26 protein-coding genes are annotated in these 26,505 nt (G+C 66.6%); 20 read left to right on the top strand and 6 right to left on the bottom strand.

What is annotated here, in order from left to right:
• Positions 1 to 48: 48 nt before the first annotated feature.
• Both ABZ664_RS34750 and ABZ664_RS34755 read left to right on the top strand, forming a co-directional pair.
• Positions 49 to 573, top strand: a complete 525-nt coding sequence (locus tag ABZ664_RS34750; RefSeq protein WP_362519916.1) for a hypothetical protein — start codon at positions 49 to 51, stop codon at positions 571 to 573.
• A 731-nt stretch (positions 574 to 1,304) separates the two neighbouring features.
• A complete protein-coding gene (locus ABZ664_RS34755; RefSeq protein WP_362519920.1) occupies positions 1,305 to 5,054 on the top strand; it encodes a hypothetical protein in 3,750 nt (1,249 codons plus the stop codon).
• A gap of 13 nt (positions 5,055 to 5,067) precedes the next feature.
• On the opposite strand, the gene ABZ664_RS34760 is transcribed toward ABZ664_RS34755, so the two are convergent.
• The 4 genes from ABZ664_RS34760 to ABZ664_RS34775 form a co-directional block, all read right to left on the bottom strand.
• Positions 5,068 to 7,479 (bottom strand): GH1 family beta-glucosidase, encoded by a 2,412-nt coding sequence (locus ABZ664_RS34760; protein ID WP_362519923.1) that lies wholly within the window; start codon positions 7,477 to 7,479, stop codon positions 5,068 to 5,070.
• 318 nt (positions 7,480 to 7,797) lie between these two features.
• Positions 7,798 to 8,601 carry a hypothetical protein gene (locus ABZ664_RS34765; RefSeq protein ID WP_362519926.1) on the bottom strand — a complete coding sequence of 268 codons (804 nt, stop codon included), beginning with the start codon at positions 8,599 to 8,601 and terminating at the stop codon, positions 7,798 to 7,800.
• A gap of 4 nt (positions 8,602 to 8,605) precedes the next feature.
• Positions 8,606 to 9,247: a response regulator transcription factor gene (locus tag ABZ664_RS34770; RefSeq protein WP_362519929.1), complete on the bottom strand. Its 642-nt coding sequence runs from the start codon at positions 9,245 to 9,247 to the stop codon at positions 8,606 to 8,608.
• Positions 9,238 to 10,476, bottom strand: coding sequence for a histidine kinase (locus tag ABZ664_RS34775; protein WP_362519932.1), 1,239 nt, complete (start codon positions 10,474 to 10,476; stop codon positions 9,238 to 9,240). The genes ABZ664_RS34770 and ABZ664_RS34775 overlap by 10 nt, the downstream gene beginning before the upstream one ends.
• Positions 10,477 to 10,798: 322 nt before the next feature.
• On the opposite strand from ABZ664_RS34775, the gene ABZ664_RS34780 reads away from it, so the two are divergent.
• Positions 10,799 to 11,761, top strand: coding sequence for an asparaginase (locus tag ABZ664_RS34780; protein WP_362520002.1), 963 nt, complete (start codon positions 10,799 to 10,801; stop codon positions 11,759 to 11,761).
• Between the two features lie 157 nt (positions 11,762 to 11,918).
• On the opposite strand, the gene ABZ664_RS34785 is transcribed toward ABZ664_RS34780, so the two are convergent.
• The gene (locus tag ABZ664_RS34785; protein WP_362519935.1) at positions 11,919 to 12,428 is read right to left on the bottom strand and encodes a VOC family protein; all 510 of its coding nucleotides are present in this window, start codon (positions 12,426 to 12,428) and stop codon (positions 11,919 to 11,921) included.
• Positions 12,429 to 12,500: 72 nt separating this feature from the next.
• Here ABZ664_RS34785 and ABZ664_RS34790 point away from each other — a divergent pair, with 72 nt between their 5' ends.
• From ABZ664_RS34790 to ABZ664_RS34870, 17 genes are all read left to right on the top strand, one after another.
• Positions 12,501 to 12,953 (top strand): MarR family transcriptional regulator, encoded by a 453-nt coding sequence (locus ABZ664_RS34790; protein WP_362519938.1) that lies wholly within the window; start codon positions 12,501 to 12,503, stop codon positions 12,951 to 12,953.
• Positions 12,954 to 13,191: 238 nt separating this feature from the next.
• Positions 13,192 to 13,386 (top strand): DUF5999 family protein, encoded by a 195-nt coding sequence (locus ABZ664_RS34795; protein ID WP_362519941.1) that lies wholly within the window; start codon positions 13,192 to 13,194, stop codon positions 13,384 to 13,386.
• On the top strand, positions 13,370 to 13,933 hold the full coding sequence (locus tag ABZ664_RS34800; RefSeq protein WP_362519944.1) for an ATP-binding protein: 564 nt from the start codon (positions 13,370 to 13,372) through the stop codon (positions 13,931 to 13,933). The genes ABZ664_RS34795 and ABZ664_RS34800 overlap by 17 nt, the downstream gene beginning before the upstream one ends.
• 181 nt (positions 13,934 to 14,114) lie before the next feature.
• Entirely contained in the window at positions 14,115 to 14,639 is a 525-nt protein-coding gene (locus ABZ664_RS34805) for a hypothetical protein (RefSeq protein ID WP_362520005.1), read from the top strand.
• Positions 14,640 to 14,697: 58 nt separating this feature from the next.
• Entirely contained in the window at positions 14,698 to 15,300 is a 603-nt protein-coding gene (locus ABZ664_RS34810) for a MerR family transcriptional regulator (protein WP_362519947.1), read from the top strand.
• Between the two features lie 174 nt (positions 15,301 to 15,474).
• Complete coding sequence (locus ABZ664_RS34815; RefSeq protein ID WP_362519950.1) at positions 15,475 to 15,741, top strand: hypothetical protein; 267 nt, start codon at positions 15,475 to 15,477, stop codon at positions 15,739 to 15,741.
• 165 nt (positions 15,742 to 15,906) lie between these two features.
• The gene (locus ABZ664_RS34820; RefSeq protein WP_362519953.1) at positions 15,907 to 16,533 is read left to right on the top strand and encodes a winged helix-turn-helix domain-containing protein; all 627 of its coding nucleotides are present in this window, start codon (positions 15,907 to 15,909) and stop codon (positions 16,531 to 16,533) included.
• Positions 16,530 to 16,994 (top strand): HEPN domain-containing protein, encoded by a 465-nt coding sequence (locus ABZ664_RS34825; protein ID WP_362519956.1) that lies wholly within the window; start codon positions 16,530 to 16,532, stop codon positions 16,992 to 16,994. Before ABZ664_RS34820 ends, ABZ664_RS34825 begins: the two co-directional genes overlap by 4 nt.
• A gap of 222 nt (positions 16,995 to 17,216) precedes the next feature.
• A complete protein-coding gene (locus ABZ664_RS34830) occupies positions 17,217 to 17,528 on the top strand; it encodes a hypothetical protein (protein WP_362519959.1) in 312 nt (103 codons plus the stop codon).
• A 62-nt stretch (positions 17,529 to 17,590) separates the two neighbouring features.
• Positions 17,591 to 17,920: a PIN domain-containing protein gene (locus tag ABZ664_RS34835; protein ID WP_362519962.1), complete on the top strand. Its 330-nt coding sequence runs from the start codon at positions 17,591 to 17,593 to the stop codon at positions 17,918 to 17,920.
• A gap of 292 nt (positions 17,921 to 18,212) precedes the next feature.
• Complete coding sequence (locus tag ABZ664_RS34840; RefSeq protein WP_362519965.1) at positions 18,213 to 18,443, top strand: hypothetical protein; 231 nt, start codon at positions 18,213 to 18,215, stop codon at positions 18,441 to 18,443.
• Positions 18,440 to 18,862, top strand: coding sequence for a PIN domain-containing protein (locus ABZ664_RS34845; RefSeq protein ID WP_362519969.1), 423 nt, complete (start codon positions 18,440 to 18,442; stop codon positions 18,860 to 18,862). Before ABZ664_RS34840 ends, ABZ664_RS34845 begins: the two co-directional genes overlap by 4 nt.
• A 222-nt stretch (positions 18,863 to 19,084) precedes the next feature.
• Positions 19,085 to 19,540 (top strand): excisionase family DNA-binding protein, encoded by a 456-nt coding sequence (locus ABZ664_RS34850; protein ID WP_362519972.1) that lies wholly within the window; start codon positions 19,085 to 19,087, stop codon positions 19,538 to 19,540.
• Between the two features lie 124 nt (positions 19,541 to 19,664).
• Positions 19,665 to 20,096 carry a PIN domain-containing protein gene (locus ABZ664_RS34855; RefSeq protein WP_362519975.1) on the top strand — a complete coding sequence of 144 codons (432 nt, stop codon included), beginning with the start codon at positions 19,665 to 19,667 and terminating at the stop codon, positions 20,094 to 20,096.
• Between the two features lie 893 nt (positions 20,097 to 20,989).
• Positions 20,990 to 21,418 carry a HEPN domain-containing protein gene (locus ABZ664_RS34860; RefSeq protein WP_362519978.1) on the top strand — a complete coding sequence of 143 codons (429 nt, stop codon included), beginning with the start codon at positions 20,990 to 20,992 and terminating at the stop codon, positions 21,416 to 21,418.
• 547 nt (positions 21,419 to 21,965) lie between these two features.
• Complete coding sequence (locus tag ABZ664_RS34865) at positions 21,966 to 22,931, top strand: Fic family protein (RefSeq protein ID WP_362519982.1); 966 nt, start codon at positions 21,966 to 21,968, stop codon at positions 22,929 to 22,931.
• 362 nt (positions 22,932 to 23,293) lie between these two features.
• The gene (locus ABZ664_RS34870) at positions 23,294 to 24,232 is read left to right on the top strand and encodes an exonuclease domain-containing protein (RefSeq protein ID WP_362519985.1); all 939 of its coding nucleotides are present in this window, start codon (positions 23,294 to 23,296) and stop codon (positions 24,230 to 24,232) included.
• A gap of 169 nt (positions 24,233 to 24,401) precedes the next feature.
• Here the strand turns inward: ABZ664_RS34870 and ABZ664_RS34875 are convergent, their stop codons facing one another.
• Positions 24,402 to 25,550 carry a restriction endonuclease gene (locus ABZ664_RS34875; RefSeq protein ID WP_362519988.1) on the bottom strand — a complete coding sequence of 383 codons (1,149 nt, stop codon included), beginning with the start codon at positions 25,548 to 25,550 and terminating at the stop codon, positions 24,402 to 24,404.
• Between the last annotated feature and the right edge of the window lie 955 nt (positions 25,551 to 26,505).

Raw genomic sequence — 26,505 nt, forward strand, 5'->3', positions numbered from 1 at the left:
GTGTCTGCTGTCCAGCAGTAATGGCACTGCTTGCCTGGAGGGACGGAGATGAGGAAGTTACTTCATGCCGGCGTGCTCGCGCTCGGCGTGTTCACAGCGGGATGCGGCGGCGCCGGCGACGGGGGTACGACCGAGCCGATCGTCGCGGACCAGGTCAAAGCGTCGCCCACCTCGCCGGAACCCTCCGACTCGCTCTCGCCCTCGGAGGCGACCAGAGCCAAGGTCGAACTGGGTGAGACGAAGATCGGAAAGGTTCTGGTCGGCGAGGAAGGGCGCACGCTCTACCTCTTCGACAAGGACAAGGACGGGAAGTCGTCGTGTTCCGACGCCTGCGCGCGGGCGTGGCCGCCGTACGTCACGGACGGGACGCCGGAGGCGGGTGAGGGCGTCAAGGAGGACCTGCTCGGCACCACCGAGCGGGAGGACGGTACGACGCAGGTGACCTACAACCGCCATCCCCTCTACTACTTCGCCAAGGACACCGAGGCCGGCGAGATCAAGGGGCATGACGTCGACGGCTTCGGCGGCGAGTGGTACGCGGTCAACGCCAAGGGGAAGAAGGCTCGCGACTGAGCCTATCCGGGAGGGGCGCGACTGAACCGACCCGACGGAGGCGCGACCGAGCCGACTCGGGAGAGGCGCAGCCGACCCGACAGGGGTGCGACCGAGCCGACTCGGGAGAGGCGCAGCCGAGCCGACCCGACAGGGCCGACCCGGGAGGGGCGGCCGAGCCCGCCCGCGAGGCAGGGAGACTCGCCCCGCCCGGACTGTCGCACGCCCGCCGGGACGCTCATCGCGCCCGGACCGTCTCGTCCCGCAGGTACAGGTTGTTTGTCTAGTTCGCGAGATCTGTGCTGGACAAAGCCGGAACCGCTAGAACAGGGGGAGTACGGCCCGGCCGCCGTGAGCGGCCCGTGATGAGGAACGTGCCAGGGCGACGCGCGTCACTCCTCAGAACCACCTGATTCCGCCCGGGGTGGCTCCGGTCCGCAGGCCGGAACCACCCCGGGCGGTGCTCGGACGCCGAGCCTCCACGGGGAACGAAGAGGCCGGCGTTTCGCCGTCGGATCGCGCGTGAGCGATACCGAAAGGACGGCACGAGAACCCCCGCACCGTTTTCTCTGGGGCCGGTGCGGGGGTGTGCCTCTCGGCGGCGCCCCCCGGCGACGTCGTTTTCGACGGGCGCCGATCCAGTGATTCGGCCCAACCCCTAGACCCGTACGGCCGGGCATGGTTGCATCTCGACTTGTCCAGAATTGATCTGCTGGAGAAGACAACGACGATCGCATGCCGGCGGGGGCTGAATGGGGCGACCCGAAAGGGCACTCGATCCCGACGCGAGCCCACTTCAGCGGTTCGCGTCAGAACTACGGCAGTTGCGGGAGGCGGCGGGAAGACCGAGCTACCGGGAGTTGTCCCGGCGTGCGCACTACTCGGTGACGGCACTGTCGGAGGCGGCCGGAGGGGAGATCTTCCCCACGCTCGCGGTCACCCTCGCCTACGTCGAGGCGTGCGACGGCGACCCCGTGGCCTGGGAGAGGCGATGGCGGACGCTGGCCGCGGAGTTCGCCTCGGCGGATGCCGCCGAGCGGGCCAAGGAGGGCGAGGACGCCCCGTACCTGGGGCTCGTGACCTTCGACCCCGGTGACGCCGACCGGTTCTTCGGCAGGAAGGACCTGGTCGCCGAGCTGTGCGCGCGGCTGGAGAACACCTCCCTGCTCGCGGTCTTCGGCCCGTCGGGGAGCGGGAAGTCGTCGCTGCTGCGTGCGGGGCTCCTGCCGACGCTGTGGGGCGGGGCGCTGCCGGGGAGTGAGACGTGGCCGACGCTGCTGCTGACCCCGGGCGAGCATCCGCTGGAGGAGCTCGCGATAGGCCTGGCGAACGCGATGAGTGTGAGCGCCTCCTCACTCCACGCGGGGCTGACGGCAGGGCACGCGAACGCCCGCCTCGACGTCGGGCAGCTGCTGGAGGGACGGCCGAGGTCGGCGCGCGCCGTGATCGTGGTCGACCAGTTCGAGGAGGTCTTCACGCTCTGCGGCGACGAGCGGGAACGGGTGACCTTCCTCGACTGGCTGCTCGCCGCGGCGGACGGCGGCGACCGGGCGCGGGTGGTGCTGGGGGTTCGCGCGGACTTCTACGCCAGGTGCGCGGAACATCCGCCGCTGGTGGCCGCGCTGCGCGACCGGCAGCTGCTGATCGGGCCCATGGACGAGGACGATCTGCGGCAGGTGATCACGGGACCGGCGGCCCGCGCCGGGCTCAGGGTGGACCGGGCGCTCGTCGAGGCCATTCTCGGCGACTGCCGTACGGAGCCGGGGGCGTTGCCGCTGCTCTCGCACGCGCTGCTGGAGACGTGGAAGCGGCGCAAGGGCGACGCGATGACGCTCACCGGGTACCGCGCGGCCGGGGGCATCCAGGGGGCCATCGCGCAGAGCGCCGAGCGGGTCTACGGCGAGTTCGGCGACGGGGAGCGTCACCTGGTCAAGAACGTGTTCCTGCGCCTGACGGCGCTGGGCGAGGGCACCGAGGACACCCGTCGCCGCGTCGCCCCCGACGAGTTGCTCTCCGGCCCGAACGGTACGGCGGTGGCGACCGTGCTGACCAGGCTCACCGAGGCCCGGCTGCTCACCGTCGACGAGGACAGCGTCCAGGTGGCGCACGAGGCGGTCATCCGCTCCTGGCCCAGGCTGCGGGGCTGGCTCGCCGAGGACCGGGAGTTCGTACGTCTTCACCGGCGCCTCACCGAGGCCGCCGCGGAGTGGGAGCAGCACGGGCGCGAGGACGAGCTTCTCTACCGGGGGATGCGCCTGACCGCCTGGGATGGCCGCGAACTCGACCGGCTCAACGACCTGGAGCGCGCCTTCCTGGAGGCCGCGCGGGCACGCGAGGCACGTAAGCGCGCCGCGAGCGGCAGGCGGGTCAGGCTGGTGCTGATCGGCACGACGGTGGTCGGAGTGGTGGTCTGCGCGCTCGCCGTGATGGCCTTCGTCCTGGCGGATCGGGCCCGGCACGGGCAGGAGCTCGCCTACTCCCGCCAGCTCGCCGCCGACGCCCGCGGCAGGCTCCAGCTCGATCCCCAGCTCGGCCTGCTGCTGGCCCGGCGGGCGTACGAGGTCAGCCACACCGTCGAGGCCGCCTCGGTCCTCAGGCAGGCCGTCGTCGACTCCCGGGTGGGTTTCATCCTGCCCGTCGCCGGCGGCAAGGTCTGCGGTGCCGCCTTCTCCCCTGACGGGCGCCTCCTGGTCACGGGCAGCGGTGACGGGACCGTACGGGTGTGGAAGGTGAACGGGCGGGGCCTGTCACCGGACGATCCGGTCGTACTGCGGGGACACGACGGCGAGGCGTGGAACCCGGTGTTCAGCCCCGACGGGCGCTACGTGGCCGCCGGGGGCGTCGACGGCACGGTGCGCGTGTGGGACCTGACGGGTGTGGAGGCGCCCGAGGTTCTGCGCGGACACGAGGGACCGGTGTGGAACGTGTCCTTCAGCCCCGACGGGCGGCGCCTGGCCGACGCCGGCAACGACGGCACGGTGCGGGTGTGGGACCTCGCCGACGGTGAGGCGCCGAAGGTCCTGCGCGGACACGAGGGGCGGGTCCTGGGGGTGGCGTTCAGCCCTGACGGCAGGCGCCTGGTCACCGGGGGCGGCGACGGCACGGTACGGCTGTGGGACCCGGAGGGCGGGAGGCGGCCCACGGTGCTGCGCGGACACGAGAACTCGGTGGAGAGCGTGGCGTTCAGCTCGGACGGCGCCCGTCTGGCGAGCGCGAGCACCGACGGCACCGTGCGGGCGTGGGACGTGCCCGGTGAGGGCACGCGCGGGCACGACGGCACCTCCAAGGTCCTGCGCGGGCACGACGGCACCGTCGAGGGGGTGGCGTTCGGCCGTGACGGGCGGATCGCGAGCGTCGGCAACGACGGCACGGTCCACGTCTGGGGCGCGGGCGGCTCCATCGCCCCCCTGGTGCTGAGCGGTCACCGGGGCACCGTGTGGAGCGCCGCGTTCAGCCCGGACGGCCGCACGCTCGCGAGCGCGAGCGACGACGGCACCGTACGGATGTGGGACGTGGCGGCGGCGGGTGGCGCCACCGTCGTGCGTGGTCACACCGGGGAGGTGTGGAGCGCCGATCTCAGCCCCGACGGGCGGCGGGTGGTGAGCGGCGGCAGCGACGGGACGGTCCGCGTCGGGAACGTCACCGGCCAGGGCGACGCGGTCGTGCTGCGTCCGAAGGGCGGGGAGGTCCTCGACGTCGCGTTCGGCTCGGACGGGCGGCGGGTGGCGGGCGCGCTGGAGGACGGCGTGGTCCGCGTCTGGGACGCCTCGGGGCGCGGGGAGCCCGTGCTCCTTCGCGGCCACCTCGGGATGGCGTGGAGCGTCGCGTTCAGCCCCGACGGGCGGCGGGTCGTCAGTGGCGGCAACGACGGTACGGCCCGCGTCTGGGACGCCTCGGGAGCCGGGGAGCCACTCGTGCTCCGCGGCCACCGGGGAGTGGTCAGGTACGTCGCGTTCAGCCCGGACGGGCGGCGGGTCGCGAGCGCGGGTGAGGACGGCACGGTCCGGGTGTGGGACGTCTCGGGACACGATGAGCCGGTGGTGTTGCGCGGGCATCAGGGTCTGGTGTGGAGCGTGTCCTTCAGCCCCGACGGGTTGCACGTGGCGAGTGGCGGTAACGACGGCACGGTCCGGGTGTGGGACGTCTCGGGACACGGCGAGCCGGTGGTGTTGCGCGGGCATCAGGGTCTGGTGTGGAGCGTGTCCTTCAGCCCCGACGGGTTGCACGTGGCGAGCAGCGGCAACGACAACACCGTCAGGATCTGGACGGCAGCGGGCCGAGGCGAGCCCGTGGTCTTCCACGGGTACGGCGCCTCCGTCGAGAGCGTGGGGTTCGGGCGCGACGGCCGCCACCTGGTCACCACGCACGGCGACGCCACCGTCCGGGTCTGGCGGTGCGACGTGTGCGGCCCGATGGAGGAGGTTCTGGAACTCGCCCGTGCCCGCACCGTCCGCGAGCTGACCGTGGACGAGCGCAAGGTCCTCCTCCAGGCCCCCGGCTGACCGTTCCGATGTCTCAGGTGGACTCCCGGACGACCAGCTCCGCGGGCAGGATCGTCGACGACATGGGCCCGCCGTCGATCTGGCGGAGAAGCAGGCGCACCGCCACCCGTGCCTGGTCCTCCGCCGGCACGCGCACCGTGGTGAGCGCGGGCACGGTGTAGGAGACGGCCTCGATGTCGTCGAACCCCACGATCGCGACGTCGTGCGGCACCCGCCGTCCCGACTCGCTCAGCACCCGCAGGGCGCCGATCGCCATCAGGTCGCCCACCGCGAAGACCGCGTCGAGCGCCGGATCGTCGCGCAGGAGCTGGCGCATCGCGTCCGCGCCCGAGGCGAGGGTGAGGTCGCCGACGGCGATGATCGACCGGTGTCCGGTGTCGCGCAGCGCCTTGCGGTATCCCTCAAGCCGCTCCCCCGCGCCGATCGCGTCCGGGGGCCCGGAGATCGCGGCGATCCGCCGCCGTCCCCGGTCGAGGAGGTGTCTCACCGCCGAGGCGGCACCGCCCGCGTTGTCGATGTCGGCGTACGAGATCCGCGTCTCCATCGCGGACCTGCCCAGTGACACGACGGGGACGCCCGTGCGGGCCAGCGCGGCGGGCAGCGGGTCGCTGCCCCGCGTGGACACGAGTACCACCCCGTCGACGTGCCCCGAGGCGGCGTACCGCTCCACCCGGAGCCGGCCGGCCGACGAGTCGGCGAGCATGAGCGTGACGCGCTTGCCCGACTCCTCAAGCTCCCCGGTGACCGAGCGGACGGTCGCGGAGAACAGCGGGTCGTCGGCCCTGACCGAGGCGGGGGAGCCGGAGACGACGAGCGCGATCGAGTCGGTGCGCCGGGTCACCAGGCTTCGGGCCGCCGAGTTGGGGACGTAGCCCAGCTCGTTCACGGCGTTCATGACGATGGCGCGGAACTCGTCGCTGACCGTGCCCTCACCGTTGATCACCCGGGAGACGGTCGACCTCGACACGCCCGCGCGGGCGGCGACCGCCTCCAGGGTGGGGCGCTTGGCACGCTCGCGGTGCAGCCCGTTGTGCCGGATCACCTCGCGGTACCACAGCGCGCTGTCCTTGGGCAGCCGCCGCTGCGTCTCGAAGTCGACGTGCACGATCCCGAAGCGCTTGTTGTAGCCCTCGGCCCACTCGAAGTTGTCCATCAGCGACCAGACCAGGAAACCGCGCAGGTCGGCGCCGGCCTCGATCGCGGTGTGTGCCGCTCTCAGGTGGCCCTCGAAGAAGGCGGTCCTGTCGGCGTCGTGCACGCGGTCGTCCTCCACCACGTCGTCGAAGGCGGCACCGTTCTCGGTGACGAGCAGGCCGACCTCGGGGTAGTCGCGCGAGAGCCGGGTGAGCAGCTGGGAGAGCCCGGTCGGCACGATCGCCCAGCCCATCGCGGTCGTCGGGGCGTGGGTGCCGCTGAACAGGATGTCCTCGCTGCCGGGGTAGGCGGCGTTGGCGGGCTCGCCCGGCTGGGACCGTACGACGCAGGGGGTGTAGTAGTTGATCCCGAGCAGGTCGACGGCCTGGTTGATCGTTTCGAGGTCGCCGTCGCGGATGTGGTCGATCCCGCCCATGCGTTCCATGATGGCGAGCGCCGGGTCGGGGTACTTCCCGCGCAGGGTGGGGTCGAGGAACTGCCGGTTGATGAGGCAGTCGATCCGGTCCACCGCCTCGGCGTCCTCGACGGAGGGGACGAGGTCGGGGTTGTTCACCTGGCCGGGCGTCATCACCGGCGTGAGGTTCAGGGTGAGGGCGATCTCGCGGGCGCCCGCCTCGCGCAGCACCCGGGCGCTCAGCCCGTGGGCGAGCAGGAGGTGGTGGGAGGCGCGGAAGGCCTCCGCCGCCGACGCGCGGCCCGGCGCGTGGATGCCGATGCCGTACCCCAGCACCGCCGACACCCACGGCTCGTTCACCGTCATCCACGTCCCGACGCGGTCGCCGAGCCGGTCGTGCATGATGCGCGCGAAGTCGGCGAAGCGGTAGGCGGTGTCGCGGTTGGTCCACCCGCCCCGATCCTCCAGCGACTGGGGGAGGTCCCAGTGGTAGAGCGTCACGTAGGGCGTGATGTCGGCCGCGAGCAGCTCGTCCACCAGCCGGTCGTAGAAGCCGAGCCCGGCGGCGACGGCGGGCCCGGAGCCCGACGGCTGGATCCTGGGCCACGCGACCGAGAACCGGTAGGCGCCGAGTCCCAGCTCCGCCATCATCCGGACGTCGTCGGCGTAGCGGTGGTAGTGGTCGCAGGCCACGTCGCCGGTGTGGCCGTCGGCGATCCTTCCCGGCGTGCGGGAGAACGTGTCCCAGATCGACGGGCCGCGCCCGCCCTCTCGCACGGAGCCCTCGATCTGGTAGGCGGCGGTGGCCGCCCCCCAGACGAAGCCCTGGGGAAAGGCCAGGGTCTCACCCCGGGCCGAGATGGTCGTTACGGTCATGCTTCGAAAACCCCCCGTCGGTTCTCGCGACTGCCGGAACGCGCGGGGTGGCGGGTCGCCGTCGTCCCGGTCGGTGGAAGCGTTCCACCGCCATCATGAGCACGGTCGCGGCCCGGCGTCGAGAGGGTTCCCCAATGCGTGGGAACGCTCCCACTCTACGGGCGAAGGGGTGGGGCAGGACGGGAGGATGTGTGGTTCGTCCCCTTCCGGCCAGGGGGATGGGTCGGAATGGGAAGATGTGCGGCTCGCCCCTACCCGTCAGGGCAGGGGTCGGAACGGGAGGATGCGCGGCTCGCCCCTCCCTGCCAGGGCGGTGGGTCAGAACGGGAAGACGTGCAGCTCGCCGCTCCCGGTCAGGGCGGTGATCCGCCGAGGGGCGGCCGGGTCACGTCGCACCTCGACGATCGCGTGTCCGGTGCCGGTCCGCACGTCGTAGCCCTCCCGGTACTCCTCCCCGTCCGGCACCCTCACCCTCACGTCGCCGGTCGTCTTCACCACGGCGCTGACGTCGCCGGGCGGGACCGTGAACCCCAGGTCGACGTCTCCCGTACCGGTCTCGACGTCGGCCTCCGTGGACCCGAGGTCGATGCCGATCACGTCCCCCGTTCGCGCCCGTACCCGCAGCGCGCCCTTCGTGCCGTCCACGATCACGTCGCCCACGGTGGTGGAGAGGCGCAGGTCGCCCTCGATACCGCTCGCCATGACGGTCCCGACGCGGCGGGACGTCACCTCGACGTCGGTGGCGGCGGGTACGCGCAGGATGTAGTCGGCCTGGCAGGCGGGGCCACCGGGACGGTCGCCGCCGGGGCAGCGGACGTCGAGCCTGAGCGTCCGCCCGTCCCACTCCTCGGTGACCACGGGCCGGTCCTCGGTCCAGAAGAGCATCCGCTCCAGGTCCAGGCGCTTCACCGCTCCGGGTACGACCGAGATGTTGACGTGACTCGCGCTCTCCACGACGATTCCCGGCGTGGTGAGCGCCCAGGACCGCATCGTGGTCTCGGTGGTCCGGCGGGGCGCCGTGATCTCGGCCCACGCCCCTATGGTGGTGAAGGCGACGGCGAGCGCGGTGAGCGCACCGCCCGCGACCAGCCAGGCGATCCGCACGTTGTTTCTTATCGGCATGCTTTCAAACCCTCAGGAATCGCAGGACGGCGAGTACCCGGCGGTGGTCCTTGTCGGCGCCGGAGAGATCGAGCTTGGTGAAGATGTTGTTGATGTGCTTGCCGACCGCGCTCTCCGAGACCACCAGGGCCTCGGCGATCCCGGTGTTGGAGCGGCCCTCCGCGATCAGCGAGAGCACCTCGTGCTCCCTGCGGGTGAGCCGGTCCAGCGGGTCGCTGTGCCTGCGCAGCAGCAGCTGGGCGACCACCTCGGGATCGAGGGCGGTGCCTCCGGCGGCGACCCGGCGCAGCGCGTCGAGGAACTCCTCGACGTCGGCCACCCGGTCCTTGAGCAGGTAGCCGACCCCGCTGGTCGCGGTGGACAGCAGCTGGGTGGCGTAGCGCTCCTCGACGTACTGGGAGAGCACGAGGATCGCGAGCGTCGGCCGCTGGCGGCGCAGGACGAGCGCCGCGCGCAGGCCCTCGTCGGTGTGCGAGGGCGGCATCCGCACGTCGGTGACGACGAGGTCGGGGACGTGCTCGTCCACGGCGCGCAGCAGTCCTTCGGCGTCGGACACCGCGGCCACGACCTCGATGCCCGCCGAGCCGAGCAGGCGGACGAGCCCCTCTCTCAGCAGCACCGAGTCCTCGGCGAGCACTACGCGCACGGCAGCTCCACTCTGATCGTCGTCGGCCCGCCGAGCGGGCTGTCGACGTACAGGATGCCGTCCACGGAGCCGACCCGACGGGCCAGGCCGCGCAGGCCGGTCCCGGCGTCGGGGTCCGCGCCGCCGTGGCCGTCGTCGCCGACGGCGACGTGGAGGCGGTCACCGACGCGGTCGACGACGACCTCGGCGCAGGACGCCCCCGCGTGCTTCGCGATGTTGGTGAGCGACTCGGACACGACGAAGAACGCCACCGCCTCGACCGTGGGAGAGACCCGTTCGGCGATGTCGACGCTCAGCCGTACGGGGAACGGCGCCCGCACCGCGAGGCCGGACAGCGCCGCGTCCAGGCCCTGGTCGTTGAGTACGGCCGGGTGCAGCCCCCGGACGAAGTCGCGCAGCTCCTTGAGGGCCTGCTTCGCCTCCTCGTGCGCCTGCACGATCACCTCGCGCGCGGGTTCCGGCAGGTCGGTGAGGGTGGCGCGGGCCATGCCCAGGTTCATCGCGAGCGAGACCAGCCGCTGCTGGGTGCCGTCGTGCAGATCCCGCTCGATGCGGCGGCGCTCGGCGTCCGCGGCGTCGACCACCTCGGCCCGGCTTTCCCGCAACGTCTCGACCCGCTGGACCAGCCGGTCGCTCAGACTGGGCCCGAGCAGGGACTCGGCGGCGATCACGTCCAGCATCGCGAACCCGCGGGCCACCCACGGCGCCGCGACGAACAGGGTCCCGGAGACGAGGACGAACCCCACGCTCCGCCAGCTCTCCTCCATCGCCCAGTACCGCACGGCGAGCGCGGCGGTGACCAGGCCGCCCGCCCACGCCCCGACGACGGAGAAGGCGCCGATGCCGCTGATCAGCGGGGCGAGCAGGTGGTATCCGAGCCGACGCCAGGTGCTCAGTGTCCTGGCCTCCTGGAGCAGCCGCCTGAACGGGTTCATGCTCAGGGGGCGGCGCGCGACCGGGAGGATGTCGACGTCGAGGAAGGCGGCGAACCGGGACCGCTGCACCCGGGTGAGCAGCCGGACGACCACGAAGGACAGCAGCAGCGCGACCACGGGGACCACCACGGTCCACACCAGCAGCACCGCCGCCGCCACCAGCGCCAGGATCACCCACGCGCCCAGCAGGGCGATCGGCGTCCCCACCACCAGGTGCGCGGTGCGGAGCCAGGTCCGTGCGGACCAGTGGGTGCTGATCCTCTCCCAGGGGGTGGTCATCTCGATGGCGGTCATGCGACCACGGTAGAGATCGAGACGGCCGGGACACAGGGGCGAGGTATCCCAGAAAAAGGTAGGGCAAACCCCACCTTTCTGAGGTGGCCCCTCAGCGGTTCGCCTGGCGGTTCCCACCGATGGGATCTTCTCGGCGGTTCCCGCCCCGGTGTCTCGGGCGGACCCCGTCCGCCTTCGCATCCAGCCGCCCCGGAGACACCCGCCCTCGACGACCTCTCCTGACATCGCACGGTTTCGCAGATAACCCCAATGGGGGTAGCGATGGGTTATAAATAGAGGCGACCCGAACACGGCCCATCGAAGGGACCGCGCCTTGAAGCATGTGCTGCTGCTGGCGACCGGCGATGTCATCGCCTACTCCTACGCCCCCGGCCGCCCGGGGTTCGCGTCCGGGGCCGACCTCCTGCGGGCACTCCCGTCCGGCGCGATCACCGCGGACGTCGTGGCCGAGGACGTGATGGCGGAGCCCAGCTGGGACATGTCGACCTCGACCATGCTGGACCTGGCCCGCAGGGCACGCTCGGCCATCCTGGACCGCGGGTTCGACGGCGTCGTGATCACTCACGGCACCGACACGCTGGAGGAGACCGCCTATCTCGCGGACCTGCTCGCGGGCCGGGCGGCGGAGCGCGGAGCCATCGTGCTGACCGGAGCCGTACGCTCCCTGGACGAGCTGTCCCCGGACGGCCCGCGCAACCTCGCCTCCTCCGTCACGGCCGCCGCCGACGGGGCGCTGCGCGGTGCCGGCGCCGTCGTGTGCGTCAACGACGAGATCCACGCGGCCCGCTGGGTCACCAAGGTCGACGCCACGAGCGTCGCGGCGTTCTCGTCGGCCCCCTTCCCCGTACTGGGCCGGGTGGTCGGCGGCCGGGTCGAGACGCTGTCGGCCCCGCCGCCCCGGCCGCCCGCGTTCGTGGGGGACCCCGCGTCGGACGTCGCCCTGATCAAGACCTATCCGGGGATCGGACCCGCGTCGCTCACCGCCGTCGTGGACGCGGGGGCCCGGGGTGTCGTGCTGGAGGGGACCGGCCTGGGCAACGTACCGGTCGAGCTCTTCACGACGATCACCGAGCTGACGGAGTGGGGGATCCCGGTGGTCGTCGCGTCGAGGTGCCGTACCCACGCGGCCCCGCTCGGCGAGCTGCACCTGGCCGAAGGGCTCGCCGCTCGTGTCGGGGCGATCGGGGCACGCGGTCTGGCGCCCTCGAAGGCGCGGTACGCGCTGATGGTCGCCCTCGGGGCCGGCGGGATCGACGCCGTACGCGACTGGTTCGGCAGGCTCTGACGCTCCGTGAGGGGATATACGAGTAGGTAAAAAACACGAAAAAGGGGAGTATCACCCGACTTTGCGGGCACGTCGGTGGATGCGAAGTCCGTGATCCGGTGAAGGGCTGGGGAGGCCTTCACCGGATCACCCCCTCTCCCCGCGCCGCGGGGAATGATCAGACGGGGATCGAGACCCCGAGGCCGCCGCGGGTCTCGGCGCCGTACCGCTCCTTCTCCCTCGCGATGTCGAGAGGCTTGATGCGGGAACGCCCCTTCAGCGTCTCCTCGGTGAGAAGGTCGGCGGGGACGAGCCAGGAGACCTCGAACTCCAGCCCGTCGGGGTCCTTGGCGTACAGGGCCTTGGTGGTGGAGTGGTCGGAGGCGCCGACGAGGGCGTCGAGCTCGCCGAGTTTGAGGGCGATCCGCTCCAGTTCGGCGAGGGTGTCGACCTCCCAGGCGAGGTGATAGAGGCCGACGGCAGAGCGCCCGGCCCCCGAGGGACCCGCCTGCGCGCCGACCTCGAAGAGACCGAGGTCGTGGTCGTTGCTGGATCCCGAGGCCTGAAGGAACGCGGCGCCCGGCATGCCCATGACCGTCCTGAAGCCGAGCGCCTCCTGGTAGAAGGCGACGCTGCGCTCCACATCGCGGACGAAGAGAACGGCGTGGTTGAGTCGCTGGACCGGCATGGTTCCTCCCAAAAACTTGAACTCTCAAGTACATTACCCCCGTTTCATTGAGAGTTCAAGTAAGATGGCCCCGTGACGCGATGGCTGGACGACGACGAGCAGCGCACCTGGCGCGCCTATATGGCCGCCTCGCAGCTCGTCCTGGAGGAGCTGGACCGGCAGCTGCAGCGAGACTCGGGCATGCCACACGCCTACTACGCCGTGCTGGTGAAGCTCTCCGAGGCACCCGAGCGAATGATGCGGATGAGCGAGCTGGCGGCGGAGGTCAACTCCTCCCAGAGCCGCCTGTCCCACGCGGTGAAACGGCTGGAGGAACGCGGCTGGGTGCGGCGCGAGCCGTGCGACGCCGACAAGCGCGTGAGCTGGGCGATCCTCACTGACGAGGGCCTCGCCGCCCTCACCGCCGCCGCCCCGGGGCACGTCGAGGTCGTACGCCAGACCCTCTTCGACCGCCTGACCGCCGACCAGCTCCGCCAACTACGAGAGATCTGCACCGCGATCCTCCCCACCCAGGACCCCTCGTAGCCGAATACGGCAGGTGGGGGCGGGGCTTTGCTTGGGCATTGCGGTTAGCAGGTATGCCGGGGGGGTCGTTGGCATGGGGCGGGAACGGGTGCTGCCAGCGCAGACAACGGGCGGCGGGCGCGGCATCGTAGGGGGTGAAAGCAGCTCACCGGACCGGAAAAACCGACGATGAACGTCAATCCGGAAGCGGTGGCTCCCGAAGACTCTCCCGCGAGAGTCAAGGATCGAGGTAACGGCCATGTGTCAGCACCAGCCTCAGTGCCCACCCGCGAACGCTCCTGACCGCGACGCGGCCCGCCTGGTGGCCTTCCACCCCGAGCAGGGGTGGGGACTCCTCTGCAACGGTGTGGTGCTGTTCGAGGACAACGGCGAGCTTCTGCCCGATGGACGCAGCATCCCCGCTCACCGGGGTTCCTATGCCCAGGCGGCCTGAGCTCATGCGCCAGGGCTCCGCGACCAAGCAGACGGCACCCGGCCGGCCGGTCTCTCCGGCCCGACCGGGAAACGCCTGTCCCCCGGGATGGCGGCGCCTCCTGCGCGGACTCGGCGAGCCGGTGATCCGAGCCGCCCGCGCGGCGCGCGTCCGACGAGCCTCCTGGACGCTGTCGCCCGCCATCTCCTCGACGCCCCTGGCGCGGCGGCTCGTCCGAACCCAGCTCGACGACTGGGGATGCGCGGGGGAAGGCGACGTCGCGGAACTGCTCGTCAGCGAGCTGATCACCAACGCGGTGCTCCACGGGCGGGGAGCACCGGTCGTCATCCTCTCCTGCCAGGAGGGCACGCTGCGCTGCGAGGTCGAGGACGAAGATCCATCCCTCCCTCAGGTGTGCGAGGAATCCGACGAGGGAGAGAACGGCCGTGGGCTGTTCCTCGTCGACGCGCTGTCCAGGTCCTGGGGCACCGGCCGCACGCGCACGAGAAAGTACGGAAAGGCCGTTTGGTTCGAGCTGCCCGCCCATCCGGCGCGTCAGGCTTCCTGACCGTCCATCCGCGACGAGACGATCGTGTAATGCTCCTTCTCCGGTTCACCGACTTCAGAATGTGTTCTGACTTGCGATGGCAGGGTGAGCAGTAACGCCGACGCCGTCACCTTCTCAGACCTGTCCCAAGGTCCTGAAAAAGATCCTTCTGCTGCTGGAGAACCCCGAGGCCGGTTACCCACTGGGTGGGGAGCTCACCGGATTTCGCAAGCTTGTCGTCGGCCGGAACACCTGGCGGATCGTCTATCGGATCACCGATGACAAGGCGGTCGAGATCTGTGAGATCTGGGCGGTCGGCGAGAGGGCTGACGCGGAGGTCTACGCCGAGGCCAAGGCACGAGTCCGGGCGGCCGGCGGTTCGCGTCCCGATGTCGTCCGCCTCGGTGAGGTCATCGACCGCCTCGGAACTCTGACCGATCACATTCACATCGACGAGGTGCCTGCACGGGAGCCGGTTCCTGACTGGCTCGCCAATCGGTTGATCTGCACAGTCGGCATGGCCCGCGAGGAGGTGGCGGGCGGCACTCGACCTGGAGGAAGCCGTCGATCTCTGGACGGAGTTTCGCTCGGGGTCACGTTAGCCCGTAATCGCCGTTCACGGGTTGGAACCATGCATGGCGAAAGCCATTCGGCGCCGGGTTACTGCGAGATCGGCGGCACCAACGTCAAGCCAGGTGACCCGTCTTGCCGAAAGATCAAAGCCTGACTCCCGGTTTTGGGCCTGAAACAGGGAGTACCCTGAAGAGGGAAGGAGAACCGTCCTCATGACCGATGTCAGGCCTCGGAAGTCTTCAGCCGGAACGGCTAAGAAGCGAAAGCATCGGACGCTCCCGCCGCAGAGTGATTGTGAGACGGGTGCCACAGCGCAGGCTCCTCGCAGAAAAGAGATCGAGGAGCGGGCTGCGCTGCTCTTGTTCGAGCAGGCACAACGGCTGGACGAGGTGGCCGCCAGTACTCGTGAGACCGGCACCCGTGACACGGTCCGGGAGGTCGTCCAGGATCTGCTCGCTCACGCCGAGCCGGTGCGGGCGACGATCGCGTCGAAGATTCTCGGTGTTGACGAGAAGACGGTTCGCGCGTGGGCCAAGGAAGGGCTACTCGTCCCGGTCAGGGGAAGGCCCCGCCTGACGCTTGAAGCCGAGCGTCTGTACACCGTGGCAACGCTCGTCCAGGATCTACGCCAGGCCGGCCGCACCCGGAATCTGGTCGAGGCGGTCTGGCAGCGCCTGCAGGACCGGGAGCTTCTGGAGAACGATCAGCTGACCGACGGTCTTCGGCAGAGGGAACAGGGCGAGGGCCGTCCGTGGCGGGAGATCAGGGCAGAGTGGAGTTCCAAGAATTCGGAGTTGACCGCCGGTGAAGACTGAGGTCTATCTCTCGGTTCTCGCGGAGAAGCACGCTGAGACCTTGCGCGGAGCAGATCTCAGGACATTTGTCGCTTTTGTCAGTGATTTGGAAGTGCGCGGTTGCGCGGCCCTTGGATATCGGCTCACGGGGAACTCCCAGTGGGTCGGCTGTGCGTCAAGCATCTGAGAGGCGCTATGCGCGTCGTGGTCGCCTTCAAAGAGCCGGGTCACGCATGGGTTCTGATGCTGGGACCTCATGATGAGCGCAACCGGACGCACGATGTCTATACCTCGCTGTGGGAGGTATGCGGGCTGGACGCGCCGCCGGTGGGTGAGCGTACCAAGCCCGCCTGTTGTGACGACGACGGCGGCGCGGACCCGAACCTGCCGGAAATAGATGATCTGGTGACTCGTTGCCGTGATCTCGCCAAGCCGCCTCGTCGGCGTAAGCGCCCAAGCTGACAAACTCCGAACTTAACGGTCATTGCACGCCGAGCGGTACCAACGTCAAGCCAGGTGACCCGTCCGAGTGGGCCGCCTGCCAGACGGGCCTGGTCCCCGCTCGCCCTTCGCGGAGACCGTCCTTGGGGTACATGAATATCGATTCCGGCACGTGGCCACTAGGACTTGCGTAAGCTGCAAGCTATGTTTCAGTTCATGAAACAGCCGCCGCCTGTCCTGCTTCCCTTGCTGCGTTCTCCCTTTCAGGGGGAACTCCTGGCCTGGCTCTTTCTCCATCCCGACGAGGAGTACGCGCAGGTTGAGCTAGCCAGGAGATTCAGCGTCTCGGCCTCGACCGTGACGCGCGAAGTTGACCGTCTCGCCGCGGCGGGCCTGGTTGCCGAGCGGAGATTCGGCAATCTGCGGATGATCCGCGCGGACACCGACACGGTCGTGGCTCGACCGCTGACCGAGTTGCTCGCTCTGACGTACGGGCCGGTGGCCGTGCTCGGTGAACACCTGTCCGAGGTCGCCGCCGTCGAGGAGGCGTACATCTACGGCTCCTGGGCCGCACGCTACTCGGGAGAGCCGGGGCGGGTGCCGAACGATGTGGATGTCCTGGTTGTCGGTGCTGTTGATGAAGACGATCTCTATGACGCCGCCAGGGCCGCGGAACGGCGACTCGGCAGGGAGGTGAACATGCGCCGGCTGAGCCGCGATGTCTGGGAGTCCTCAGGCGGCGATCCCTTCCTGGAAACGGTCAGGTCCCGGCCACTCGTACGACTCAAGATTGAAAAGAGGGATGTTCGGTGAGATGGGAACAAGGGCGCGCCACTCTGGAGGGCATGCTGGGCCGCGGCGAGATCGAAAAAGTCATGGCGAGTCGTCCACAGGCCGAGGAGTTGCTCGCTCAGGCCGGGAAACACCTGGCGACTGCTCGTCTCGCGATGGAGTCGGATCCGATTGGCGCATACCAGTTGCTCTACGACGCGGCCCGTAAGGCGTTGTGCGCGGTGCTGGAGAATCAAGGGCTTCGAGCCAGCAGCCGGGGCGGGCATATCGCGGTATACGAGGCGGTCAGTGCGCAGCTCGACCCACCGCTGGGCCGGAGCCTTCGCCCCTTTGACCGGATGCGTCGACGGCGGAATGAGGCAGAATATCCGCGTCTGGGGTCACCTCAATTCGACGCCGACGATGTTCGGGCCGACATGGCCAAGGTCGAGGCGATCATGGAGATCTCGGCGAAAGTGATTGATCAGATGCAGCCTTTCTGACGATGGTTTGGCTGCCCCCTCGGAGGAAGTGCCGCCACAGGCTGTACCTCGGCGGACTGGTCACTGCGGGAACGCTGGCACCAGTGTCAAGCTAGGTGACCCATCCGAGTGGGCCGCCTGCCAGGCGGGTCTGGCTCCCACCGAGAAGTAGGGTTCGACTGCTCGATCCATCGATGGGTGAACTTCCCAGTTATTTGCTACTTCGAGTAGTAAACTGGTCGCATGAGTGTGCCTGAGCGGGAGTTCGCCCCGGGGGATGGTCCGGCGGCCAAGGTCAGTGTCTCCTTGCGTGCGGGGAACATTCGGGCGGTCAGGGAACGCGTCGGAGCGCGCGGGTTCTCCGCCTACGTCGATGCCGCGGTTGAACGTCAGATCGAGCGGGACCTCCTGGAGGAGGCGCTTCAGGCGAACGAGGCCGTCTCCGGGCCGATTCCGCAGAGATTGCGTGATGAGGCGGCGGAGCTGTTTCGCAGCGTGAAGTCCGCACCCGAGCTTCAGGAAGAGGGCGGATGGCGCACGCACGAAGCAAGCTGAGCGCGGGCACCGTGGTTCTCGACTGCGAAGGCCTGGTCAGGTGGTGCGAGGCCGATCAGAGGGTGACCGCGATCGTCCGGGGAGCCCAGGACAACGACTTCCGAGTCGTGGTCAGCGCGATGACGCCGATCGAGGCTCAGGACGTCCGCGTGAAAAGTGATCGCCTCAAATGGCATCTGTCCCGGCTGAAGGTCGAGCCGGTGACCGAGGACATCTGTGGGCGGGCGATCGAGCTTCTGCGCGATGCCCGGCTACATGGTCACAAGTACGCCATCGATGCCGTGGTCGCTGCCACCGCCCTGCGTGCGGTCAGACCAGTGATCGTTCTCACCTCTGACAAGGACGACATGGACCGGCTCTGCGGGAAAACCGTCAAGGTTGTCGGAGTCTGAGGCCTATGGGTCACGTGGCAATGAACATCGGGCGGCACCAACGTCAAGCTGGGTGACCCATCCGAGTGGGGCGCTTGCCAGACGGGTCTGGCTCCTACCGAAAAGTAACTCTCCGGGTTCTGTTTGTACGGCTCGCGCCCGGTTCCTGGGCGCGAGCTCGCCGGCATCCTTTCGTCGATCCGGAGAGTCGACGAAGCCGACCGCTTCAGGCGACGGGACCTGAACGCATCGCTTCGGGGCAAGTGTGCTGGTAGATCGGTGCTTTCCAGCTGGGTTGGCGTAGACTCCGGCTATGACCGCTGCTCCTGAAGAGTACGAGGACATGCATCGGCTGGTCGATCGACTGACACCGGACCAGCTCCATGAGGTGCGCGCGCACACCCTGCGTCTCGTCCACTCCGGTGAGGGTGAGTCGGGTCAGGAGTGGCCTCCTTCCTGGTTCGGATCGGTGACCACCGAGCGGGACGACATCGCCGAACACGCTGAGGATCTCCTGCGCCAGGGGTATGGTCACGAAGTGTGATCGTTGTTGACACCGGCCCCATCGTTGCGGCTGCCATCCGAAATGACCGCAGGCACGATGTCTGTGTAGAGGTGTTCAACCGATTCCGCAGAGAACGACGCGAACTCCTCGTTCCGGCCTTCGTGGCAGGTGAGGTCTCCTACATGCTCGGCAAGATCGGCGGAGCCAAGGTGGAGGCCGGATCCCTGCGCTCGCTGAGATCCGGAATCTTCGACCTGGTCGATCTCACAGACGATGATCTCAACCGCATCGCCGACTTGGTGGAGCGCTATTCAGACCTTCCTCTCGGATCGGCGGACGCCTCGGTGGTCGCCGTCGCCGAGCGTCTTCGCATCACCGAGGTGTTCACCCTGGACACCAGGGACTTCTCCGTAGTGCGGCCCGCGCATGTCGTCACCTTCACCCTGGTACCCGGCTGACCGCTTCATGCCATCGGCTACATCGCGTTGGCAGGCACCAACGTCAAGCTAGGTGACCCGTCCGAGTGGGCCGCCTGCCAGACGGGCCTGGTCCCGACCGAGGAGTAGCTCCACAGCTCTCGCTGTACGGCTCGCGCTCAACTCTGAGCGCGAGCCGTATGCTGTCGGTGTCGCTTGCGTTTATTTCGTTTGTTGCGGATACTGCGAGAAGGAGGTACGGCGATGACAGATGTGCAGGCCAAGCGAGTGCAACCCGGAAGCATCGATGCTGAGATGGCCGGCCGTGCCGTGCGCCGCATCAAGGACTACCTCATGCGATCTCACGAGCAGCCAGTCATCCGTGTCGTCGGCGAACATGGTGCGGAGGACCCGCTGATCTTGCCTCGGGAAGCCGTGAGTCTGCTCGCCTTCATTCTCGCCCAGGCGGCCGAAGGGCGGGGAGTGACAGTCATCCCCTCTCACGCCGAGCTGACGACACAGCAGGCGGCGGACATGCTGAATGTCTCACGTCCCTACCTGATCAAGCTACTGGAGGAGGGGGAGATCCCCTTCCGCCTGGTTGGTAAGCACAGGCGCGTCACATGCGAAGACCTTCAGGAGTACAAGCGCCGCGATGACGCCAGGCGTCGTACGGCTGCCGATCAACTTGCCGCGCTAGGCCAGGAGCTAGGCATCTGAGCATGAGCTTTGTGGTGGTCTATGACGCGAATGTGCTCTATGGCAACACGCTTCGCGACCTGCTCATCCGCCTGGCCATGACAGGACGGCTCCAGGCCAGTGGACCAGCAGGATTCTCGACGAAATGCAGCGCAACCTTGCCGCCAATCGTCCAGACATTCCGGAGGAGAAGCTGGGCAAGCTTCGCCTGCTCATGAACTCCGCAGTCCGAGACTGCCTGGTCGAGGGGTACGAACCCCTTGTCGAAGGGCTGAAGCTACCCGACCCGGATGACCGGCATGTGCTTGCTGCGGCGATCAAAGTAGGAGCACAGGTCATCGTCACGTCAAATCTCAGGGACTTTCCTTCGGAACACTTGGCGCCCTGGGAGATCGAGGCCAAGTCTCCCGATGACTTCGTGCTGGACCAGATCGAGTTCGATGGACGAGTGATCTGGGCCTGTATTCAGCAGATCGCGGACTCGCGGGTGAACCCGCCGGAGGCCGTGGACGATGTGCTCGACGCTTTGGAGAAAGCAGGCCTGGTCGAGTCGGTCGCCGCCCTCCGAGCCGGTTAGCGGGTCGTCGAGGCTGAGGTGACAGTGAGAATGGTTTGCTGCCTGAAGCGAACCGCTACCCCCGGCAAGACCTGGTCAGGTGCCGAACGGCTATTGCGGCGCCGGTGGCCCCAACGTCAAGCTAGGTGACCTGTCCACGGATCCTGCCAGATGGGGTTCGCGACCACATCCGATCTCCCCTGAGACCGTTCGTGAAGCACACGGACGTCGATTCCGGCACGTGAACGCTGGGACTTGCGTAAGCTGCAAGCTATGTTTCAGTTTATGAAACAGCCGCCATCCGTCTTGCTTCCGCTGCTGCGCTCTCCGTTTCAGGGGGAACTTCTGGCCTGGCTCTTTCTGCACCCGGGTGAGGAGTACGCCCTGATCGAGCTGGCGAAGAGGTTCGACGTCTCGGCCTCGACGGTGACTCGCGAAGTCGATCGTCTCGCTGCCGCAGGTCTGCTCATCGAGCGTAGGGTCGGCAACCTGCGGATGATCCAGGCGGACACCGACGTGGTCGTGGCTCGCCCGCTAACCGAGCTGCTCGCTCTGACGTATGGCCCGGTAGCGGTGCTCGGTGAGCGGCTTTCCGAAGTCGCCGCCGTTGAGGAGGCATACATCTACGGTTCCTGGGCCGCACGATATTCGGGCGAGCCTGGAAGGGTGCCGAAGGATGTGGACGTCCTGGTCATCGGAGCCGCCGATGAGGACGATCTTTACGATGTGGCCAGGGCAGCGGAGCGGCAACTCGGCAGAGAGGTGAACATACGCCGGCTGAGCCGCAGCGGCTGGGAGTCCTCCGTGGGTGACCCCTTCCTGGAAACGGTCAGATCCCGGCCGCTCGTCCGGCTCAAGATTGAAAAGAGGGAAAGCCGGCGAGGTGGGAGCAGGGACGCGCTGTTCTTGAGGGCATGCTCGGCCGTGGTGAGATCGAAAGAGTGGCGGCGAGCCGCGCACAGGCGGAGGAACTGCTGGCTCAGGCCCGCAAACACATGGCGACGGCTCGCCTTGCGATGGAATCGGATCCGATCGGCGCCTACCAACTGCTCTACGACGCGGCCCGTAAGGCTCTGTGCGCCGTACTGGAGAACCAAGGACTTCGGGCCAGTAGCCGAGGTGGACACATCGCCGTGTACGAGGCGGTCAGCGCGCAACTTGATCCCCCACTGGGGCAGAGTCTGCGGCCTTTCGACCGGATGCGGCGGCGACGGAACGAAGCAGAGTATCCGCGCCTCGGCTCCCCCCGTTTCAGCGCCGATGATGTCAGAGCCGACATGGCCAAGGTCGAGGCGATAGTGGAGATCTCGACGAAGGTGATCGATCAGATGCAGCCTTTCTGACGGCGGTTTCTCGCTACACCGGCAAAGCGCTGCTACCGGCTACGGCTCTGAGGCAGGAACGGCTACTGCGGCTTCGGTGGCACCAACGTCAAGCTGGGTGACCCGTCCGAGTGGGGCGCCTGCCAGACGGGCCTGGTCCCGACCGGGGAGTAGCGCCGGCTCCACCGGTATGGCTCGCGCCCGGTTCCCGAGTGCGAGCTCGCTGTCGTGCTTTCATCGATCCGGAGAGTCGATGAAGCCGGTCGCTCCCAGGTGGTGGAACCTGAATGAGTTCTTCGGGTGGTGGTCGGCTCGCTCGAAGGCCTCGTCCGTTTTCCGGGCAAGGAGCCCGTGTTGGGAGTGACGACGTCAACCAGGGCACTCGGCGGCTCCGATGTCTTGCCCTCCTTGGTCGTGATGCCAGGTCATCGAGAAAGTTGTTCGGTTCGCTTTTTTTGGCCGAAGCGAACAAGCAAGGTTGATTTTGTTCGGTACGGTTAGATCAGCTCAGTCGAACAAAATCATGGGAGTGTCGGTGTCAGGACCGGGTAGGCCGTCCAGGGCGACTGTGTATCAGCGCCTCGATGAAGCCGTTCGAGAACTCCGCGATCGCTTGGGCGGATTGCCGTTGCCCGCTGAGGCGGAGGACATCTGGTCTGACATCTGGCACCAGGAGGCACACAACAGCACTGCGATCGAGGGCAACACGCTCGTGTTGCAAGAGGTGGAGAAGCTCCTTGAGGAGGGGCGGGCGGTAGGCGCGAAGCCGCTCAGGGACTACATGGAGGTGAGGGGATACGGCGATGCCGCGAAGTGGGTGTACGGGCAGGCGTTGGAGCCGGGAGACTGGCAGAACGGAGATCTCATCACGCTCCAGGAGGTGCGTCAGGTACACCACACTGCCATGTCGCTCGTGTGGGCTGTGGACCCCCACCCGCACGCCACCCCCACCGAAGGCCCGGGGAACTTCCGGCAGCACGAGATCGCCAAGTTTCCGGGAGGCATGAAGCCGCCGTCATGGCCGGAGGTCGACCCCCAGATGCGGGACTGGGTAAAGGCTGTCGACGCTCTTCGCGGCGAGTCCGACGAAGCACTCCCTGAACGTTTGGCCCGTGTTCACAACCGGTTCGAACAGATACACCCGTTCCTCGACGGCAACGGACGGGCGGGCCGTTTGATGCTCAACTTGGTACTTTGCAGACTTGGATATCCACCAGCGATCATCTACAAGCGTGACCGGGACAAGTACCTTCAGGCGATGCGTCGAGCCGACAATGACGAGTTCGGCCCATTGGGTGAACTCATCGCACGCAGCGTGACGACAAATCTGTACCGCTTCGTCATGCCCGCGGTAGCTGGTCCGGTCAAACTTGTCCCCTTGCCCGCTCTCGCGACGCGTGACGTCACCGAAAACGCGCTCCGAGTGGCTGCCGCACGGGGTCGACTTCGTGCGGTCAAGGGAGACGACGGCATGTGGCGTAGCAGCAAGAAGTGGGTGAATGAATACCTCAAGTCGCGGCATCGCAGGTCGTGACGCATCTGCCGGGAACGAAGCATGACCTGAGTGGCAGGATCGTCAACGGTTCCCCTTCTGTCCCAACAGCTACTGCGGTGTGGGCGGCACCAACGTCAAGCTAGGTGACCCATCCGAATGGTCTGCCTGCCAAAATCTGGGGAAACTCGTACATCGTCTCCGCGGACGCAACCTGGAGCGACGCGTACGGCCGGAAGCTCACACACTTCGCTTGGCTCTGCTTGTGAACCGAAGCCTCCCATGAGGCGTCAATCTTCGTGGGTTCCGACCGGCCTCGCTGCGCATCAGATGCTGTAGCGGCACGATCGGAAGCATTTGACTAAAGGAGAGAACTCATCTCCTGTGACGTTCTGAGGAGCAAGGTGAACGATTCGTGGGTTGCGATCGACTTCGAGACCGCAAATTCACATCGTGGAAGTCCATGCGCGGTCGGCATGGTGAGTGTCGAGGCGGGAAGAATCGTTGATACCTTCACTACCTTGATTCAACCACCCACGAAAAACTCCTGGTTCGCCCCCTTCAATGTCAGGCTTCACGGCATCACTGAGAGTAGCGTTCAGGGCGCACCCACTTGGGAGGAAACCTTCCAGCAAATTCTTGCATTTACGGACGGGCGGCCACTGGTTGCTCACAATGCCGCTTTCGACTTAGGAGTTTTCCGGGAAGCCTGCACCGCATCAAACATCCGCTGGCCGGACATCAGCTATGCCTGCTCCCTCGTAATCGCAAGACAGACTTGGGTACTCGCCTCGTATGGCCTGCCTTACGTAGCCGAAGCTGCAGGCAGCACGATTTCGGACCATCACGACGCCGGTGCCGACGCACGTGCCGCTGCTGAAATTATGATTGCCGCACTACGTTTCCATGAGGCCATGACGCTCCACGATCTGCTTGCCAGCCGGAAAATCCGCATGGGTCGGCTTACAGCGAACTCCTGGTTGGGGTGCCACAGCGCAAACAGCAACACTCGCGCTCCCTTACCAGATGCGAATCCCAACGCAGATCCCAACGGGCCGTTCTACGGACTGACGGTGTGTTTCACCGGCACGCTACTCAGCATGACCCGCAAGGAAGCGCATGACCAGCTCGCTGACGTTGGTGGCCAGCCTGCGGCTGGCGTGAGCCGCAAGACTGATGTCTTGGTAATCGGTACCCAAGATCCCGCCAGACTTCGGCCGGGTGATGACCGAAGCAGTAAGAGCAAGAAGGCTGAAGAGCTCCTCGCAAAAGGTCATGGCATCGAGATAATCAGCGAGGTTGACTTTATGGAGCGGCTCGCCTGTAGCGAAATTACGAAGTAAGGATGCAAGATTTGCTCTTGCTACTGTTCCGTCTGAGCGCCGTACCCTTCAATGTGAACGCGGGCAGAGCCTGCTGAGTCGGATCAATGGGTGTCGGCCAATACGATCATGTGGGCACGCTGTAACGGTCACTCGCCTCGAGAAGCTTGAAATATGTCGAGAATTTCAATCAGCGCGGACGGGCAATGTCGGGATATCGTCCGGCGATATCGGGATTGCGACGGAGTTTCGCTTCAATTTCCGGCCTACTCCACCAGTCAGTAAATATATCACCTTTCTGTCTTAAGCGAAGTAGATAGTCAATTGCTGACGTTGCAATAGTGCCGGACGCGGCAAGCAAATACCCCTGCGCATCGTTATGTTCCAGCGTATCCCGAATATCGGGTATCTTGTTCTTGCCGACCGAGCTAGCTAGTGCTTTACATTGCACCACTACGAGCCGCTGCTGCTGTACAGGAACGCCTTGCGGAATAGCTAGGTTGGGATTCTGAGGTGGTGTTATCCACTCCACCAGCAGATCTCGGCCACCATCCCGTTCCCTTGTGCCTCCTACTTGCCTCACGGAAACGACGCCTGGCTCCCTCGTAATAAGGTCATAGATTAGCGCCTCGAAGCGATGGCCATCAATTGCGGTCGCCCACAAGTACTCGTCAGGAGGAAAGAGGAGGGAAGACTCGCGCTGATGCCTAGCAAGAACTGCCTCTCTCTCGGAATCGAAAGCAGCCTTGCCCGCCTCTGCTGGAATCGCCAAAACATACTCACCCAAAGCCGCGATAATGCGGTTTTCGAGTAGTGTAAATATAGGCTCTCCCTGACCCGCCAGGGCCTGTAGGGCCTTCCGGGCGCGCCTTTCCTCCTTTGCTGGTACAAAATTTCTCAGGTTACCCGTCTGCCAGATCCGTCCGTTTACACCGTCCAAGACGTGTTGCTCGACATCAGAGGCTTTATGGAGCGATTCAATCGCACTATACAGCTCAGGGCTTCGAAATAGCGAAATCTCCGACTTCACTCCTCGCCAATACTCCCAATCCGGCCCTTTTCGTGAATAGCAAAGATCATCCTTGTGTGGGCGCTTACCAAGAAGATGTGCAACCCGCCTTGCCCACTGTTCGAGATCGGAGTCCTCTTTCGCAAACTCGAACTTCTGTTGCTCAAATGAAGGATGCATGGTCATAAAATTATGAAGGAACCACTCCAACTTGGAGAGGCGTTCAACCAATTGAATAGTCTCGTCAACCGACTCGTCGGCCCCTAGGTGATAGAGCGGGCCAGGCTGCACCGGAATAACGTGTCGCGCATATATCTCGCCCGGAATCATTACAGCAGGATTGTATACGTCTATGAGAAGGCTAGAAGTTTCGCCTAGGCGAGAAAAGAACGCGCCCACCAACAGTGACAGCGCGTCATGGAGATCGGTGCGTTCACCCTCCCATGCCCATGAGGTGGTTCTACACGTAAAAGCTGCAAAGACGGAGTCCTCTTGCACCTTTTCGAATCTCAGGTCTACGGGGGAGCATTGCAATCTCAGCCGAAGAAGGTCATCTCTCTGTATACATTCGAATCCAAGCGCTTCAACTAGCTCGTCAGCTGCCGAAATCAAGCGACTGTCCACATAGGCACTATAAGACCATCGACGCACGGGCGCACCGCCTAGAGAACGCCTGAGCAGCACACTTAAGTCAACCTGTTATTTTGACACCTAGCTGAGCCTGGCATCACCGGTGGGCCGGGGCTGAGGAACGAAGCCCTGGACCGTCGATCGCCCCCAGCCCCACATTGAGATCAACCGCTTTCGGGCGATCGTGAGTGCAGCATCGGAGCAGATGCCTAGAGTGCCTAAACGTGACTCCACTCAGGGCCTACACCGGGCGCCAAGCGGGCGTAGGGTCGCGAAGCGCCGCCCTTGATCACCCATAAGTGCAACTCGGTAGAGTTTTCATGTGGGTGCGTTGCTCTGAGTAGCTCGGGTGCTCGCATCGGGTACGACTATGTCTAGCCGTGATACATCCTCGTCGTTCTGCTGTCTGCGGTGGTGCTGATAGCGCGCGGGTGGCGCTGGTCGCGACCGGCCGAAGAGCCGCAGCGCGGCCAGCGACCGCCCGACGCGCGGCGAGACGCCGCAGGCGGATCGCCTTTAAAACCGTAGAGAAAGTTCTCATCCAGTAGGGTGTCGACCGTTGTGCAACTGACGTTGATCGTTTACGCCTGGGTCTGAGTCTTCTGCTTAAGGCGTTCGTAGGGGGTCTGGCCGTCGAGGCCGCCATGGGGTCGAT

Source organism: Streptosporangium sp. NPDC006930 (assembly GCF_040635605.1).
Classification (GTDB): Bacteria; Actinomycetota; Actinomycetes; order Streptosporangiales; family Streptosporangiaceae; genus Streptosporangium.

Bases quoted from the DNA above. Each gene is read 5' to 3' on its own strand.
- ABZ664_RS34775 (WP_362519932.1), bottom strand. From the start codon at position 10,476: ATGACCGCCATCGAGATGACCACCCCCTGGGAGAGGATCAGCACCCAC.
- ABZ664_RS34875 (WP_362519988.1), bottom strand. From the start codon at position 25,550: ATGATTCCGGGCGAGATATATGCGCGACACGTTATTCCGGTGCAGCCT.
- ABZ664_RS34750 (WP_362519916.1), top strand. From the start codon at position 49: ATGAGGAAGTTACTTCATGCCGGCGTGCTCGCGCTCGGCGTGTTCACA.
- ABZ664_RS34810 (WP_362519947.1), top strand. From the start codon at position 14,698: ATGACCGATGTCAGGCCTCGGAAGTCTTCAGCCGGAACGGCTAAGAAG.
- ABZ664_RS34840 (WP_362519965.1), top strand. From the start codon at position 18,213: ATGACCGCTGCTCCTGAAGAGTACGAGGACATGCATCGGCTGGTCGAT.
- ABZ664_RS34755 (WP_362519920.1), top strand. From the start codon at position 1,305: ATGGGGCGACCCGAAAGGGCACTCGATCCCGACGCGAGCCCACTTCAG.
- ABZ664_RS34815 (WP_362519950.1), top strand. From the start codon at position 15,475: ATGCGCGTCGTGGTCGCCTTCAAAGAGCCGGGTCACGCATGGGTTCTG.
- ABZ664_RS34850 (WP_362519972.1), top strand. From the start codon at position 19,085: ATGACAGATGTGCAGGCCAAGCGAGTGCAACCCGGAAGCATCGATGCT.
- ABZ664_RS34860 (WP_362519978.1), top strand. From the start codon at position 20,990: ATGCTCGGCCGTGGTGAGATCGAAAGAGTGGCGGCGAGCCGCGCACAG.
- ABZ664_RS34785 (WP_362519935.1), bottom strand. From the start codon at position 12,428: ATGCCGGTCCAGCGACTCAACCACGCCGTTCTCTTCGTCCGCGATGTG.
- ABZ664_RS34855 (WP_362519975.1), top strand. From the start codon at position 19,665: ATGCAGCGCAACCTTGCCGCCAATCGTCCAGACATTCCGGAGGAGAAG.
- ABZ664_RS34800 (WP_362519944.1), top strand. From the start codon at position 13,370: ATGCCCAGGCGGCCTGAGCTCATGCGCCAGGGCTCCGCGACCAAGCAG.
- ABZ664_RS34765 (WP_362519926.1), bottom strand. From the start codon at position 8,601: ATGCCGATAAGAAACAACGTGCGGATCGCCTGGCTGGTCGCGGGCGGT.
- ABZ664_RS34760 (WP_362519923.1), bottom strand. From the start codon at position 7,479: ATGACCGTAACGACCATCTCGGCCCGGGGTGAGACCCTGGCCTTTCCC.
- ABZ664_RS34830 (WP_362519959.1), top strand. From the start codon at position 17,217: ATGAGTGTGCCTGAGCGGGAGTTCGCCCCGGGGGATGGTCCGGCGGCC.
- ABZ664_RS34795 (WP_362519941.1), top strand. From the start codon at position 13,192: ATGTGTCAGCACCAGCCTCAGTGCCCACCCGCGAACGCTCCTGACCGC.